The sequence below is a fragment of the Amycolatopsis sp. DG1A-15b genome (genome assembly GCF_030285645.1).
Lineage (GTDB): Bacteria > Actinomycetota > Actinomycetes > Mycobacteriales > Pseudonocardiaceae > Amycolatopsis.
In genome coordinates this window covers 8,657,743-8,673,046 of the sequence record NZ_CP127296.1, presented here as the reverse complement: position 1 = coordinate 8,673,046, position 15,304 = coordinate 8,657,743, and the positions used below count along the sequence as shown (strand labels likewise).

Genomic DNA, 15,304 nt, shown 5'->3' with positions numbered 1-15,304 from the left:
CGAAACCGGCTCCCGCGGTGTCCCGTTCGCCGGGACGCGGCCGGCCGGCCCGGATCCGGCGAACGCGGCCCAACGGACGGCGCGGCGAAGGGCCGGGCCGCCGCTACTAGGGGCCGGACCGCGCGGCGAACGAGACGGGCCGCCCGCTACGAGATGCCGCGCCCTAACGGAGGGCGCGGCGGAACAGTCGGTTCGCCCAGTGCGCGGCCCGCCGCGACCCGGCGAGCACGCTGTCGAGCCAGTCGCCGTCGAGGTCGTGCGGGAGCTCGGTGCGCGCCTGCAGCCAGCCGTCCCGGCGGGCCGCACCGCCGTCGCTCGAGTACACGCGGGTGGCGCCCGCCTGCCGCAGCCGCGCGAGCACGCGCCGGTCGTAGGCGCCGAAGGGCAGCGAGTACCGCCGCACCGGCCGGCCGCACAGGTCGCCGAGCAGCTTCGGCGCGTCCTTCAGCTCGCGGTCGGCGTGCCGGTCGTCGAGCCGCCGCCAGTCGCGGGGTTCCCAGCCGTGCGAGCCGATCTCCATCCCGGAGCGCGCGAGCTCGCGCAGCCCGTCGCGATCGAGGTAGCCTCGCTGCCCGAGCCGGCCGGCGAGGGGGAAGAACTCCGCCGTCAGGCCGCGGTCGGCCAGCCGCGGCAGCACGATCTCGACGTCGGATTCGTTGCCGTCGTCGAAGGTCAGGCGGACGTCTTCGCGCTCCGCGGCGACGTCGAGCACGCGCTCGAACTGCTCCACGGTCAGCCAGCGCTCGTCTTCACCGGGGTCGAGCTGGCGCGCCGGCCGGCCCACCCCGTGCACGGCGAGGATCACCGTCACCACTCCCACCGCCTGCCACCGCGAGTAGTCGATTTGTTACTTCGATTAATCGCGATGGCAAACGGGTGAGTTACACATTTTTGCCGTTATTTAGCCTTTGCGAATCTCCAGCGTGCAGCACTTCGGGCCGCCGCCGGCTTTCCGCAGCTCAGAGATGTCGACGTAGACCGGCTCGTACCCCCGCTCCGACAAAAGTTCACCCAAACGGGTGGCCTCCACCGGCAGGACGACATTGCGGCCGTCGGAGACGCCGTTGAGGCCGAAGCACTCCGCGTCTTCCTTGGTGGCGAGTACCGCGTCCGGGAACACCCGCTCCAGCACGCGGCGCGAGCCGGCCGAGAACGCTTCGGGGTAGTAGACGATCTGCGCGCGGGTCGAGTCCGTCGCCTCGGCGAGCACGAACAGCGCGGTGTCGAGGTGGTAGTAGCGCGGGTCGACCAGCTGCAGCGAGACGACCGGGACGCCCAGGACCTCCTGCGCCTCGGCGTGCGCGGCCGGGTCGGTGCGGAAGCCGGTGCCGGCGAGCAGCAGGGCGCCGGTCCAGGCGAAGTCGCCTTCGGCCTCGTTGATCTTCTCCGGCATGGTGATGTCGCGGTAGCCGTGTTCGACAAACCAGCGGCGGAAGTGCTCGGCCTCGGCGGCGCGCTGCGGGGCGCGGAACCGCGAGCCGAGCACCCGGCCGTCGACGACGGTGCCGGAGTTCGCGGCGAAGACCATGTCGGGCAGGCCGGGCTGGGGCTCGATCTCCTCGACGGTGTGGCCGAGGCGGCGGTAGGTGTCGCGCAGCTCGGTCCACTGCGCGACGGCGACGGCGGCGCTGACCGGCTGGGTCGGGTCCATCCAGGGGTTGATCACGTAGTCGACCGCGAAGAAGCGCGGCGGGCACATCAGGTATCGGCGGGTGGTCGGTACGCGGGTGGGCAGTGATCCCTGCATGATTGCAGGGTAAGACAGCCCAATATCGCAATCAATCGCTGTTCGCTGCGCACATCTGTGCTAGATGTTGCGTGTGAACACCATCGACCAGCGAATCGTTTCGTGTCTAGTGGCGAACGCCCGCTCGAGCTACGCGGAGATCGGCAAGGTGGTCGGCCTGTCGGCGCCGGCGGTGAAACGGCGGGTCGACCGCCTGCTCGAAACGGGCATCCTGCGGGGCTTCACGGCGGTGGTCGACCCGGAGGCCCTTGGCTGGGGAACGGAGGCGTTCGTCGAGGTCACGTGCCAGGGCAACATCACGCCGGCCCGGATCCGCGCGCGGCTGGAGCCGTTGCCGGAGGTGGTGGCGGCGTACACGGTGTCGGGCGCGGCGGACGCGATCGTGCACCTGCGAGCGGCGGACATCCACCACCTGGAGACGGCGCTGGAGCGGCTGCGCGGACTGGAGATCGTGGACCGGACGGTGTCGACGGTGGTGCTCTCGCGCCTGCTGGAACGGCCGCCGACGCCGGAGCAGTGACGCCTCCGGCCCCCGGTCTCCAGCGTATCGGGGCGGGCCGACAATGCCGGATCCTGTAGCGGCCACGTGTGGATCGTCGGGCGATGGACGACCAGTTGTGGATCCTCGGGCAGCGGAGGCAAGACGGGCGCCAAAACTGTCGGCCCCCGCCGATACGCTGGTCGCCGGGGAGCCGGAGGCCCGCCCTCAGCCAGCCAGCGCGCGCAGCACCGCCGGTGCCTCGTCCGGGTGCAGCCGCAGCTCCGTCCGGCCGCCCGCCGCGTGGAACGTCACCGCCTGGCGGTCGACCGCCTGCATCGTCAGCTCCCCCGGCTCGAACGCCACCGGCTCCTCGCGCAACGACCGCCACCGCACGGGCCCGTCCCCGACCACCAGCCACCCTCGACGCTCGCGGCCCGCCGTCAGCTCGAAGTCCCGCAGCACACACGGGTACTCCACCCGCTCGCCGCGAGCCCCAGCCGCGGCCCGCGCCCGGCGGCGGCGTCCTCCGAACAGCTCGACCGTGTCGATCGTCGTCAGCAGGTTGCCCACCAGCACGATGATGCCCTTGACCAGCACCCCGACCAGCTCCCCCATGACCTCAGTAATACCGCACCGTGCCACCCTGGGCCCATGACCGACAGCATTGTCAGCGAGCACTCCGGCGGCGTCGCCCTGCTGACCGTCGACGCGCCCGGCAGCCGGAACGCGCTGACGCTCGAGCTCTCCGCGCAGCTCGCCGCCGCCGTCGAGGCCGCGGAACGGGACGAGTCCGTGCACGCCGTCGTCGTTACCGGGACGCCGCCCGCCTTCTGCGCCGGTGCCGATCTGTCCGCGCTCGCCGCGGCCGACGAGCCCGGCCTGCGGGCCATCTACGAAGGCTTCCTCGCCGTCGCGCGGTGCGTGCTGCCGACCATCGCCGCGGTCGGGGGTGCCGCCGTCGGGGCCGGGCTGAACCTCGCCCTCGCCGCCGACGTCCGGCTGGCCGGGCCGCGGGCGAAGTTCGTCGCCCGGTTCCTCGAACTCGGGCTGCACCCGGGCGGCGGGATGACCTGGATGGCGCAGCGGCTGGCCGGCCCGCAGCAGGCCGCCGCCATGACGTTGTTCGGGCAGCCGCTCGACGCCGAAGCCGCCGTGCGCGCCGGGCTGGCGCTGCGCGTGGTCGACGGCGGCCATGACGAACTACTGACAGCCGCGCGTGAGCTCGCTCACCCCGCCGTCGCCGCGCCGCGTGAAGCGCTGATCGCCACCAAGCGCAGTCTCCGCGCCACCGCGGGCCTGGCCGAGCACAGCGACGCCGTCGACGCCGAGATCCGGCCCCAGCTGGCCTCGCTGGCGTCACCGGAGTTCGCCGAGCGGCTTTCCCTGCTGCGAGACCGGATCCACTCACGGCCGTGACTCGAGCCGGCGGCCCTACCCTGCGGGAGACGCGCATCACAACGCGGCACAGCAGCTAACCGTTACCATGAGTTACAGGTATCTGGCGTACCTGCAAAAGAGACATTGAAGAGCACCGATGAGGTCGCCCAACAGCCGGGACACTACCAACATCGGTGTTGAGGGCGAGCTAACCTCGGGAGTAGACCTGGTGAACGCAGCCGCGGCACCGGCAGGCCAACGGAAGCCGTACCGTCGGGAGAGAGGGAATCCCTGACCCATGAGCACGAGTGCGAACGGCAACGGCGCTGGTCACGGCTCGCTCGCCGCAACCAGGCCGACCGAGGTCAGCAAGCTGGACCGGGTGGTCATCCGGTTCGCCGGCGACTCCGGTGACGGCATGCAGCTGACCGGCGACCGCTTCACGTCCGAAGCCGCCGCGTTCGGCAACGACCTGTCGACGATGCCGAACTTCCCCGCCGAGATCCGCGCGCCACAGGGCACCATCCCCGGCGTTTCCAGCTTCCAGGTGCACTTCGCCGACTACGACATCCTCACCCCCGGCGACCGGCCGGACGTGCTGGTGGCGATGAACCCGGCCGCGCTCAAGGCGAACCTCGCCGACGTCCCGCACGGCGGGACGATCATCCTCAACACCGACGACTTCATCAAGCGGAACCTCACCAAGGTCGGCTACGCGAGCGACCCGCTGGAGGACGACACGCTCGAGGCGTACCAGGTGCACCGGGTCGCCATGTCGACCCTGACCCAGGGCGCGCTCGCGGAGACCGGCCTCGGCAAGAAGGACGCCGAGCGCTGCAAGAACATGTTCGCGCTCGGCCTGCTGTCGTGGATGTACCACCGGCCGACCGAGGGCACCGAGCGGTTCCTGCGCGAGAAGTTCGCGAAGAAGCCGGACATCGCCGAGGCGAACATCCTGGCCTTCCGCGCGGGCTGGAACTACGGCGAGACCACCGAGTCGTTCGCAACGACGTTCCAGGTCGCCCCGGCGAAGCTGAAGCAGGGCACCTACCGGCAGATCACCGGCAACACCGCGCTGGCCTACGGGATCGTCGCCGCCGGGCAGCGTTCCGGCCTGCAGATCCTGCTCGGCACGTACCCGATCACCCCGGCGTCGGACATCCTGCACGAGCTGTCCAAGCACAAGCACTTCGGCATCATCACCTTCCAGGCCGAGGACGAGATCGCCGGCATCGGCGCCGCGCTCGGCGCGTCCTACGGCGGCGCGCTCGGCGTCACCTCGACGTCCGGGCCGGGTGTCGCGTTGAAGTCCGAAGCCGTCGGCCTCGGCGTGATGGTGGAGCTGCCGCTCGTCGTCATCGACGTCCAGCGCGGTGGCCCGTCCACCGGGCTGCCGACCAAGACCGAGCAGGCCGACCTGCTGCAGGCGATGTTCGGCCGCAACGGCGAATCGCCGGTCCCGATCGTCGCACCGCTGTCGCCGGCGGACTGCTTCGACGCGGCCGTCGAGGCGACCCGGATCGCGCTGAAGTACCGCACCCCGGTGCTGCTGCTCTCGGACGGCGCGATTGCGAACGGCTCCGAGCCGTGGCTGATCCCGGACGTCGAGACGCTGCCCGACCTGCGGGTCGAGTTCGCCGCCGAACCCAACGCGGACAACGACTCCGGCGAGTTCTGGCCGTACGTCCGCGACCCCGAGACCCTCGCCCGCGCCTGGGCGATCCCCGGCACCCCCGGCCTGCAGCACCGCATCGGCGGGCTGGAGAAGGCCGACAAGACCGGCCACATCTCCTACGACCCGGTCAACCACGACAAGATGGTCCGGCTGCGGCAGGCGAAGATCGACGGCATCGACGTCCCCGATCTCGTCGTCGACGACCCGAGCGGCGGCAAGGCCCGCGTGCTCGCGCTCGGCTGGGGCAGCTCGTTCGGCCCGATCGGCGCGGCCTGCCGCCGCGTGCGCAAGCTCGGCCTGCCGATCGCGCAGGCGCACCTGCGGCACCTCAACCCGCTGCCGGCCAACCTAGGCGACATCCTGCGCAGCTACGACAAGGTCGTGGTGCCGGAGATGAACCTCGGCCAGCTGTCGCTGCTGCTGCGGGCGAAGTACCTGGTGGACGTCCACTCGCACACCAAGGTCGCCGGAATGGCGTTCAAGGCCGAAGAGCTGCAGAACCTGTTCTCGGAGATCATCACCGGCGTTACTACGGAGGCGGCGAAATGACCGCGATTGATCTGGGGATACCCAATCTCGGCGGCCTGGACCTTGTGCCCACCAGCGAGGAGCCGCAGAAGGCCAAGGACTACAAGTCGGATCAGGAAGTCCGCTGGTGCCCCGGCTGCGGCGACTACGTCGTCCTCAACGCGGTCCAGTCCTTCCTGCCGACGCTCGGCCTCAAGCGCGAGAACATCGTGTTCATCTCGGGCATCGGCTGCTCGTCGCGGTTCCCGTACTACCTGAACACCTACGGCATGCACTCGATCCACGGCCGCGCGCCGTCGATCGCGACCGGGCTCGCCACCACGCGGCCGGACCTGTCGGTGTGGGTCGTCACCGGTGACGGCGACGCGCTGTCCATCGGCGGCAACCACCTGATCCACGCGCTGCGCCGCAACGTGAACATCAAGATCCTGCTGTTCAACAACCGGATCTACGGGCTGACCAAGGGCCAGTACTCCCCGACGTCCGGGCAGGGCATGGTCACGAAGTCGACGCCGATGGGTTCGGTGGACACGCCGTTCAACCCGCTGTCGCTGGCGATCGGCGCGGAGGCGTCGTTCGTGGGCCGGGCGATGGACTCCGACCGCAAGGGCCTGACCGAGGTCCTGGAGGCGGCGGCGCGGCACCGCGGTTCGGCGCTGGTCGAGATCTACCAGAACTGCCCGATCTTCAACGACGGTGCGTTCGACGTCCTCAAGGACGCCGACGAGGCCGCGGCGCGCCTCATCCCGCTGCGCGCGGGCGAGCCGATCCGCTTCGGCCCCAACCAGGAGTTCGGCGTCAAGCGCGGCGACTGGGGCGGCCTGGACGTCGCCAAGGTCGCGGACATCGGCGAGGACGACATCGTCGTGCACGACCCGTCGATCACGGACACGTCGTACGCGTTCGCGCTGTCGCGCCTGGGCGACCAGAACCTCAACCACGTCCCGACGGGCATCCTCCGCCAGGTCGAGCGCCCGACGTACGACGACGGCGCCCGCGCCCAGGTCGAGGAGGCCCGCGCGGCCCGCAAGCCGGACCTGCAGGGCCTGCTGCGCGGCAAGGACACCTGGACGGTCGCGTAACCCTCGCTGCTCCCGAAGGCCGCCATGCCCGGTGCATGGCGGCCTTCGGCGTTTCCGGGGTTGCCCACTTGGGACAAGTGTCCTAAGTTTTAGGCCATGCGACCTGAATCACCTTTCGTGTTCTTCGATGTCCGCACCGCCGATCCGGAGGGCAGCAAGCGGTTCTTCGCCGACCTGCTGGGCTGGGAAGCGGACGGCCCGCTGCTGACGGCCGGCGGCGCGCCCTGGGGCGGCCTCACCGAGCTGACCCCGGGCGATGACCGGGCCCCGCAGTGGCTGCCCTACGCGCCGGTGTCCGATGTGGACGCCGCCGCGGCGAAGGCGCTGGAGCTGGGCGGAACCCTCGTGCGCGAGCGCACCGATCTGCCGTTCGGCTCCCTGGTGGTGGTCACCGATCCCGGCGGCGCGGCCCTCGTCCTGTTCCAGGAACTCAGCTGAGCGGCCGGAACCCGACGCGTTCGGCGTCCTCCGCCGTCCGGAACCAGACCTCGGCGACCATCTTCGGGAACTGCGCCGATTCCTCGGTGCAGTACCGCAAAGCCGTCACGCTGGCCTTCACCGCAAAGCTGTCGCTGGGTGCCCCGCCGCCCGGGCGCGGCATCGCCGAACCGGGGCCGAACGGGCCCGGCGGGACCGAGTCGCCCGCCGCCTGACGGGCCGGGGGCGGCTCCGGCGCCGCGACGCCGGCGGCCGCCGCCGCCTGGTTCGGCTGCACCGACGGCTCGAACAGCGAGCCGCTGTGCCCGCCGGACAGGTCGGGCTCGCGGCGTTCGACCGTGCGCATCGACGGCTGGATCGGCTGCGGCGCGTCGAAGCCGCCGCGCACCGCCTCCCGCGGCTGCCGCTTCGGCAGCACCTGCGTCGCTTCGGCGGGGGTCTCCGGTGGCACGTCCAGCTCACTTTCGGCGACGTCGCCGCCGAACGCGTACTGCGGCTCGACGTCGGCGCTGTGTTCCTCTTCGCGCACCGAACCGGGGTGCTCACCGATGTAGCGCGTGCGCTCCACCGGCTCTTCGAACGCCGACCGCTCGGACGGCGGCTCGTGGTCGAACCAGTCCGGGGTCGCTTCGGCGGACGGCGGCTGGAACAGCGAGGCCGCCGGGTCCGGCTCCAGCCGCGACAACGCCGGCGACTCGAGCTCCGCCTCGTCTTCGAACGAATCCCCGACCGGGGTCAGGTACTGGGTCGCGGTGGCGCGATCCGGGTCTTCCGGCTCCGGCTCCGGCTCCGGCTCGTCGTCCGTCGTCAGGAACTGAGTGGCCGCGCTCCGGTACGAGTCGTCTCCCGCGAGCTCTGCTCCCGGCGGGGGAACGAACGGCTCGGTCGGCGGCATCCGCAACGGCACCTGCGCGTCCAGCTCGGCGAAGTCCTCGTCGATGTCGTCGTGGATGTCGTCGCGGTGGATCGGCGGCGCGGCGACCAGGGTGCCCGGGTAGGACGTCTCCTGGCGGGTCGGCTCCGGCTCGGGCCGCGGCTCCGGCCGCCGGAACGCCTCGGTACCGCCCATCGCGGCGGCGTTCGCGGGGGTGCGCGCGGCGTCGGCGTGGGCCTGCGCCAGCGAGCTCTCGAGCCGGCGGACGCTCTTGCGGAGCGGCAGCACGAGCACCAGCCAGGTGAGGAGGACGCCGACGAAGAACGCGGCGAGGCTCCACAGCCAGACCTGTCCGAATATGGACATCTTTTCCTGCCCCTGTTAAGTGCTTAGCGCGTGCGCGCGACCAGGTAGTCGGCGACCGACTCGCACGCGTCCCGGGCGGGTGATGCGGGCAGCGCGGTGAGCTCGGCTCGCGCGCGCTGAGCGTAGTCGGCAAGGGTGACGCGTGCTCGATCGAGTCCGCTACTGACCCGCAGCAGCTCGAGTGCCTCCTGCACGAGCGCGTCGTCGGCGATCGGGCCGGACAGCAGCTCCACCAGCCGGGGGTCGGTGCCCGGGTCGGCCAGCGCATACAGCATGGGCAGCGTCCGGACGCCTTCGCGCAGGTCGGTGCCCTGCGCCTTGCCGAGCTCGTCCGACGGCGACGCGATGTCGATGATGTCGTCGGAGATCTGGAACGCGGTGCCGATGATGTCGCCGAACCGGCGCAGCGCCTCGATGTGCTCCTCGGCGGCGCCGGACATCATGCCGCCGAACCGGCCGGAGGTGGCGATCAGCGAGCCGGTCTTCTGCGCGATCACGGTGAGGTAGTGCGCGACGGCATCGTCACCCGGGCCGGGGCCGACGGTCTCGCGCATCTGGCCGGTGACCAGCTCGCCGAAGGTCTCGGCGATGATCCGCGCGGCGTCCGTGCCGAGGTCGGCGACCAGGCGCGAAGCGTGGGCGAAGAGGAAGTCGCCGGTGAGGATGGCGATGGTGTTGTCCCAGCGGGCGTTGACGCTCTCGGCGCCGCGCCGCATGGTGGCCTCGTCCATGACGTCGTCGTGGTAGAGCGTGGCCAGGTGCACCAGCTCGACCGCGGCGGCGGCGATCACCACGTGGTCGTCCTGCTTGGGGCCGAACTGGGCGGACAGCAGCGTGAACAGCGGACGGAAGCGTTTGCCCCCGGCCTCGACCAGGTGCAACGCGGCGTCGTTGACGGCCTGGACGTCACTGCGGACGACCTCGCGCAGCAGCTTCTCGACCTCGGTCAGCCCGCCGGCGATCGAGCGCAGCAGGGTTTCGTCGGCGATCTGCAGCCCGACCGACGCCCGCAGGTCGTCGAGGGCGCCGCCCGGCGCAGCGGGGAGGGATCCCGCCCCGGGGGCTGGGGAAGGCACAGACACGTCGGCTCCGCTCTACTCGTGCACCGGTCGGTTGCCCCTTGAGCGTAGTGGCTACGCCGCGCGGTCGTTTACCCGCTGTCCTGCGGAAACGGTGACGAACATGACACCGGCCACGGTCACCCACCGGGTGGTTCGTGATCCTCGGAAGGGTGATCGGAGATTCCGGGCGCAACGGACGTCTCCGCCGGGCGGATATTCAAGCGTGGAAGAGCCGCCGGCACGGCCGCTCTCCGGCGGCGAGGAGGACAGCGAGATGCGCAGCATGATCGTCACGGCTTTGGTGGTGACGGGCCTGGCCGCTTCGGCCGGTTCGGCTGCATCTTCGCCACCACCGGGCGCGGCGGAGATCGGCTCGGCGTCGTTCACGGCGGTCGAGGTCCCACCCCAGGGCCACTGCGCGATCGGCGGCCCGGCGAGCGCAACGGCCCAGCAGGTCTCGAAACCGGGAATCACCTTCGGCGGCGGCACATCATCGTGCACGGACACGAAGGTGACGGCAACGGGCAAGGACTTCGAATTGTCGGCGCTGCTGAGGTCGGGAGGGCCCCGGGTGAAGCTGTCGAGCTTCACGGTGACGTGCGAGAGGACGCCGACGCAGACGAACGCGAACTGGACGTACAGCGGGATGTCGGGAATCACGAACCCGCCCAGCCCGGTACCGGTGGGGTACGTGTCGCCGCTCCGGAAACCGGACGGAACGGTCCTGGCGAACGCGGTGTTCAACACCCAGAGCCTGCCGGGCGACGGAAGTATCGGCTTGACGATGCTGCGCATTGATTTCCTCCCGCCATCGGGCATCAGCGGAGCGGTGGAATTGGGCCGCACCAGCTGTTCCCCAACCCCATAGACGTCACGAGGGCCGCGGCGTGGGAGCGCACCGAGAGGACCGCCGCGGCCCTTGTGACCTCGCTTTTCCGGGGTGGGAACTTTGGTAGGGTGCGAAGCGTCGGATACGCAGGGTGCTCGGGGTGGAGCACACTGCAAGCTAGGGGAGAGCTGATGACGACTGTTCCGGTGAGGCGTCATGCCTGAAGGACCGATTTACGACCCGGGCGGGGATTGGGAGCTGCCGGGGCCGAACGGGGTGCCGCGCGCGGGGTCGTATGGGGGCGGGGGTGTCTCGGGGGCGGGATTCGAGTATGACGAGGAGACGCTTCGTGAGCTGATGCACGAGTGGAACGACCTGGCCCGCGAGTTCCAAGAGGACCGCGAGCAAGCCCGAGCCATCGCGACAACGCACGGTCCCGGCCTCGAGTATGCAAGTGCCGGCAACGCCGAAAGGATCCGCGCCTCGGGTGACGCCCTCGATACCGCCCTTCAACAACGGGCGGAGTACTGCCGAGCGATGGCGGAGAAGTTCGCGAAGGCGCTTGGCAAGTACGCAGCAACCGAGGAGTCCCACGCTTCCGAGCTCAAACAAACAGAAGGAACGCTGTGATGCGCCGCTCACTTGCACTGCTCGGCGCATCCCTGCTGGTCCTAACGGCGTGCTCGGACACGAAAACCGGGACTGCTTCACCCGTGACCACTTCATCAATCCCCACGGATGCCGTACCCGGTCCCGGCGTACCCAAGGTCGATTCACCAGTGGACACCGCCCGATTCAAGCGAACGCCATGCGAATCCTTGCCCACTGAAGAAGTCACGACACTTCTCGGCTCAGGGGCAACAGCCAAAGAGGAGCTGAGCGCACCGGGTGGCCCTACGTGCAACTGGCAACCGGCAGGAACCACGCAGGCAACTGTCGGCATCATCTTCAACAAGGTGAACCAGGCGGGCCTGACCGCGATCTACGAGCAGCAAGGGTCGACATTTCGTCTCTTCATGCCGGTCGCCCCGGTGGAAGGTCTGCCAGCCGTCGCGTACGGACTGAAGGACGAGCGTGCCACGAGCGGCCGATGCGCGATCGCTGTTGGAACCAGCGACCACGAGATGATCGATGTCTCCATCACTCAGTCTGAAGCGAACGTCGGCAAGACCGATCCTTGTGCAGCTGCGCATGAAGTCGCCGAGAAAATTGTCGAAAACATCAAAGGGGCGCAGTGATGGTTGCAGAATCGCCGCTGACCGCAGCCGAGATCTACGCACAAATCACAGGAGGTGAAGGCTCCAGTTCTCTCTCCGACGCACAACGCGATGCCGATCACCTCACCACTCGGATGGTTGAACGGGCCCAGCGGATCAGCGCGCTCCGGGCCAAGACCATGTCCGGCTGGCGCGGAGACGCCGGAGAAGCCGCCGCCGATGCTACTCGGCCTCTTGTTCAAGCCGCCGCTGATGATGCTGTTCATCTTCAGAATGCTCAGGCTGCTGTTGGGGCTCAAATGGATGCCTTTGGTACTGCCAAGAACTCCGTCAAGCCTGTTGCCGCCCAGCCGCCGGAATTGCAGGTTGATGATGTTCTTCACGCCGTCAGCGGTGACGGGTGGGGTTCCTACCACGCCAAAGTTGCCGGGTGGCAGGCTGATAGCCAGGCCAATATCGATGCCTTCAGCGCCTACCACTCCGCCAGCTCCGCCAACGGTGGGCAAATGCCCTCCCAATACGCGCAGCTTGCCGACTCCGGGGCTCCCGTCTCCATGCGCACCTCCACCGAGTGGAAGAGCGAACCTACCGATACCGGGGAATGGGCTCGGAATCCCCGGGACACGCAGGTTCCCGCTCAGGATCGGCAGACCGTTCGGCCCGGGCAAACCCGAGGCACCGATGGGGACCGGACCCAGGCGACGACCCAGCAGAACCAACAAAACCAGCAGGATCGGCAGAACCAGCAGGATCGGCAAACCCAGCAGAACCAGGTTCGGCCCGGCACCACGAACACCGACAACACTCACGCCAACAGCTACCTCCCCAAACCCGTCCTGCCCGCCGCTCAGGGCGGTTACGAGTTCGGGCCCACCGGGCAGCCCGTCAGCAATCTGACCGGTACCGGGACGAACTGGCCCGGCGGATTCGGGCCAGGGACCGGGCCGTACACCGGCGTCGGATACCAACCGGGACCCGGAACGCCAGGAGCCGGTACAGGAACCGGGCCAGGAACGCCAGGAACCGGCACAGGGACGCCAGGAACCGGGCCGGGAACACCAGGAAACAGGCCCGGGACGCCAAGGACCGGATTAAACCAACCCGGCCCCGGAAGCAGCACCGGCGCCCGCCTCCCCCAGGAACGCCTCCCCGGCGCCAACCCCGCCCGCGGCTCCGCCGGCCCCCGGGGTGCCAACAGCCTGCCCATGGGCGCCCCCATGGCCGGGCGCGGTGGCAAAGAAGAAGACCGCGAAAAGAAAAAAGCCTCCTACCTGCAAAACCCCGATCCCGACGAAACCTTCGGCGGCTTCACCGAAAAGCCCATGCCGCCGGTCATCGGTGAGAACAAGAAACGATGATTGCCGCCCTCTCGCTGACCACCCTGCTCACCGCCATGCGCAACGTCGGTTGCGGCGATCCGCACCCCGTCCTGGCCAACGGACTGCGCTACATCCCGCCGTCGGCCGCGGAACGGACAAACCGGGATGCCTTCGAAGAACTCAGTCGATACGGCTTCACGCAAGGGCACGGCTTCACCCCCGAATTCGAAGATCTGCTGCACCTCATCGGCCACCCCGCCCGGGAATACGTCGCCTACGCGCGGGATACCGCCGGCCAGCGGAACGTTCTCGTCGCCGTAACCGGCCTGGACAAGGTGTGCGTTGTCTGCCGGGGCGACCGAGTCGAACTCAGCGAGGTCGACGTCCACCCCGCCGACGCCCTCGTCGCACAGCTGCCGGACTACCGGCCCGCCGACCTCAAACCCTTCTCGCTTCCGCAAGAAGACTTCCGGACGCCCGAGGTCAGTGACGTCTTCGACGAAGAGCGCAGCCGGGAAGCGCAGGAACTCGATACCCTTTTCCGGCAACCCCACTTCGGCGTCGGGCAACTGCACGCCGATGACAAGACCGTCAGCTACCTCGACCTGAAAGCCGGGCGCGTCGGGATCGCCGTCGCCGATGGCTACATCAGCGTCGTGCCCGGGGAGAACAAAAACCTCAGCCAAAAGCTGAAGGCCGCCACCCCTGGGTAAAAGGGGTGACGGCCGGAAACAGCATCAGAAAGCGAAACCGCCCGAACCGGCCCAGCCGAGCGCGAACGCCGGGACCAGGCCCAGCACCAGCGTCACTGCCGTGCCCAGGAAGATCGCCGTTCCCGTGCCGAAGCCCGGGATGGTGACCGTGGGACCGTCCGCGGCCGGCTCGGAGAAGTACATCAGCACGATCACCCGCAGGTAGAAGAACGCCGCCACCGCGCTGAACACGAGGGCGATCACCACCAGCGGGGCCATGCCGTCCGACAGCGCCGCGGAGAACACCACGAACTTCCCCACGAAACCGGAAGTGAGCGGAATCCCGGCCAGCGCCAGCAGCAAGAACGTGAAGACGCCCGCCACCAGCGGCGACCGCTTGGCCAGCCCGGCCCACGCCGAGAGGTGCGTCGCCTCGCCCGAGGAATCCCGGACCAGGCTGATCACGCCGAACGCCGCCAGCGTCGTGAAGCCGTACGCCAGCAGGTAGAACAGCGTGCTCGACAACCCGTCGCGCGTCATCGCGATCGCGCCCACCAGCAGGAAGCCCGCATGGGCGATCGACGAGTACGCCACCATGCGCTTGACGTCCGTCTGCGTCAGGCCCAGCACCGCGCCGATCACCATCGAAATGATCGCCACGCCCCAGAGAACTCCGCGCCACTCCCACGAAGTCGACGAGAACGCCACCGACAGCACTCGCAGGATCCCGCCGAACGCCGCCACCTTCGTGCACGCCGCCATGAACGCCGTCACCGGCGTCGGTGCTCCCTGGTACACGTCCGGGGTCCACGTGTGGAACGGGCCGACCGAACCCTTGAACAGCAGGCCGACCACCAGGAGACCCAGCCCGGCGAACAGCAGCGTGTCCGACCGGTCCGAACCCGCCGCCGCGGCCGCGATGTCGCCCAGCTTCACCGAGTTCGCGTAGCCGTACAGCAGCGCCAGCCCGTACAGGAAGAACGCCGACGAGAACGCCCCGAGCAGGAAGTACTTGACCGCCGCTTCCTGCGAGAGCAGCCGGCGACGACGCGCGAGGCCGCACATCAGGTACAGCGGCAGCGACAGCACTTCCAGCGCGATGAACATCGTCAGCAGGTCGTTCGCCGCGGTGAACGCCATCATGCCGCCGAGCGCGAACAGCGTCAGCGGGAACACCTCGGTCTGCATGACCGTCGCCGTCTGGGCGCGGTCCTGGACCGTGCCCGGGCGGATGCCGGCCTGGGCGACGAGCGCGCCGCCCGGCTCGACCACGCGGTCGGAGATCAGCAGCACCGCGCCGACCGCCAGCGCCAGCAGCGTGCCCCAGAGGAACAGCGCCGGCCGATCGATCGAGATCGCGCCGCTGAACGTCGTCACGCCGCCCGCGGGCGCGTTGCCCGTCGCGTAGATGACCAGGCTGACGCCGGCCGCGACGATCGCCGCCAGGCTCAGGCCCACCTGGATGCCGAACCGGGACCGCTTCGCCGCGAACGCCTCGACCAGCACGCTGACGCACGCCGCGCCGAAGATGATCAGCACCGGCAGGACGGCGTTGTAGTCGACCGACGGCACCTGGATCGGTGGCTCCGGTGCCTGGGTCAGGAGGATGTCGAGCACC

At 69.5% G+C, this 15,304-nt stretch carries 16 protein-coding genes; 9 read left to right on the top strand and 7 right to left on the bottom strand.

What is annotated here, in order from left to right; translation table 11 throughout:
* Positions 1-163 precede the first annotated feature (163 nt).
* Both QRY02_RS40380 and ddaH read right to left on the bottom strand, forming a co-directional pair.
* Entirely contained in the window at positions 164-820 is a 657-nt protein-coding gene (locus QRY02_RS40380) for a polysaccharide deacetylase family protein (RefSeq protein ID WP_285987986.1), read from the bottom strand.
* Positions 821-901: 81 nt separating this feature from the next.
* Entirely contained in the window at positions 902-1,747 is an 846-nt protein-coding gene (gene ddaH / locus QRY02_RS40375) for a dimethylargininase (protein WP_285987985.1), read from the bottom strand.
* A gap of 73 nt (positions 1,748-1,820) precedes the next feature.
* Between ddaH and QRY02_RS40370 the strand changes: the two genes are divergently transcribed.
* Positions 1,821-2,267 carry an Lrp/AsnC family transcriptional regulator gene (locus tag QRY02_RS40370; RefSeq protein WP_033261465.1) on the top strand — a complete coding sequence of 149 codons (447 nt, stop codon included), beginning with the start codon at positions 1,821-1,823 and terminating at the stop codon, positions 2,265-2,267.
* Positions 2,268-2,453: 186 nt separating this feature from the next.
* On the opposite strand, the gene QRY02_RS40365 is transcribed toward QRY02_RS40370, so the two are convergent.
* Positions 2,454-2,843 carry a hypothetical protein gene (locus tag QRY02_RS40365; protein WP_285987984.1) on the bottom strand — a complete coding sequence of 130 codons (390 nt, stop codon included), beginning with the start codon at positions 2,841-2,843 and terminating at the stop codon, positions 2,454-2,456.
* A 36-nt stretch (positions 2,844-2,879) separates the two neighbouring features.
* Between QRY02_RS40365 and QRY02_RS40360 the strand changes: the two genes are divergently transcribed.
* The 4 genes from QRY02_RS40360 to QRY02_RS40345 all read left to right on the top strand — a co-directional run bounded on the left by QRY02_RS40360 (position 2,880) and on the right by QRY02_RS40345 (position 7,328).
* The gene (locus QRY02_RS40360; RefSeq protein ID WP_285987983.1) at positions 2,880-3,644 is read left to right on the top strand and encodes an enoyl-CoA hydratase; all 765 of its coding nucleotides are present in this window, start codon (positions 2,880-2,882) and stop codon (positions 3,642-3,644) included.
* A gap of 259 nt (positions 3,645-3,903) precedes the next feature.
* On the top strand, positions 3,904-5,829 hold the full coding sequence (locus QRY02_RS40355; RefSeq protein WP_285987982.1) for a 2-oxoacid:acceptor oxidoreductase subunit alpha: 1,926 nt from the start codon (positions 3,904-3,906) through the stop codon (positions 5,827-5,829).
* Positions 5,826-6,890 carry a 2-oxoacid:ferredoxin oxidoreductase subunit beta gene (locus QRY02_RS40350; protein WP_285987981.1) on the top strand — a complete coding sequence of 355 codons (1,065 nt, stop codon included), beginning with the start codon at positions 5,826-5,828 and terminating at the stop codon, positions 6,888-6,890. Before QRY02_RS40355 ends, QRY02_RS40350 begins: the two co-directional genes overlap by 4 nt.
* Before the next feature lie 96 nt (positions 6,891-6,986).
* Positions 6,987-7,328, top strand: coding sequence for a VOC family protein (locus QRY02_RS40345; protein ID WP_285987980.1), 342 nt, complete (start codon positions 6,987-6,989; stop codon positions 7,326-7,328).
* Here the strand turns inward: QRY02_RS40345 and QRY02_RS40340 are convergent.
* Genes QRY02_RS40340 through QRY02_RS40330 form a run of 3 tightly spaced genes read right to left on the bottom strand, consistent with a single transcriptional unit; the run spans position 7,321 to position 10,424 of the window.
* A complete protein-coding gene (locus QRY02_RS40340; RefSeq protein WP_285987979.1) occupies positions 7,321-8,568 on the bottom strand; it encodes a sunset domain-containing protein in 1,248 nt (415 codons plus the stop codon). The two genes, QRY02_RS40345 and QRY02_RS40340, sit on opposite strands and share 8 nt — an antisense overlap.
* Positions 8,569-8,591: 23 nt before the next feature.
* A complete protein-coding gene (locus QRY02_RS40335) occupies positions 8,592-9,644 on the bottom strand; it encodes a polyprenyl synthetase family protein (RefSeq protein WP_285994062.1) in 1,053 nt (350 codons plus the stop codon).
* A 57-nt stretch (positions 9,645-9,701) separates the two neighbouring features.
* Positions 9,702-10,424 (bottom strand): hypothetical protein, encoded by a 723-nt coding sequence (locus QRY02_RS40330; protein ID WP_285987978.1) that lies wholly within the window; start codon positions 10,422-10,424, stop codon positions 9,702-9,704.
* Positions 10,425-10,674: 250 nt separating this feature from the next.
* Between QRY02_RS40330 and QRY02_RS40325 the strand changes: the two genes are divergently transcribed.
* Genes QRY02_RS40325 through QRY02_RS40310 form a run of 4 tightly spaced genes read left to right on the top strand, consistent with a single transcriptional unit; the run spans position 10,675 to position 13,707 of the window.
* A complete protein-coding gene (locus tag QRY02_RS40325) occupies positions 10,675-11,088 on the top strand; it encodes a hypothetical protein (protein WP_285987977.1) in 414 nt (137 codons plus the stop codon).
* Positions 11,088-11,696: a DUF3558 domain-containing protein gene (locus QRY02_RS40320; RefSeq protein WP_285987976.1), complete on the top strand. Its 609-nt coding sequence runs from the start codon at positions 11,088-11,090 to the stop codon at positions 11,694-11,696. Before QRY02_RS40325 ends, QRY02_RS40320 begins: the two co-directional genes overlap by 1 nt.
* Positions 11,696-13,033, top strand: coding sequence for a PPE domain-containing protein (locus tag QRY02_RS40315; protein ID WP_285987975.1), 1,338 nt, complete (start codon positions 11,696-11,698; stop codon positions 13,031-13,033). Before QRY02_RS40320 ends, QRY02_RS40315 begins: the two co-directional genes overlap by 1 nt.
* Entirely contained in the window at positions 13,030-13,707 is a 678-nt protein-coding gene (locus QRY02_RS40310; protein WP_285987974.1) for an ESX secretion-associated protein EspG, read from the top strand. The genes QRY02_RS40315 and QRY02_RS40310 overlap by 4 nt, the downstream gene beginning before the upstream one ends.
* Positions 13,708-13,731: 24 nt before the next feature.
* Here QRY02_RS40310 and nuoN read toward each other — a convergent pair whose 3' ends face one another.
* On the bottom strand, positions 13,732-15,303 hold the full coding sequence (gene nuoN, locus QRY02_RS40305; RefSeq protein WP_285987973.1) for an NADH-quinone oxidoreductase subunit NuoN: 1,572 nt from the start codon (positions 15,301-15,303) through the stop codon (positions 13,732-13,734).
* Position 15,304: the final 1 nt, after the last annotated feature.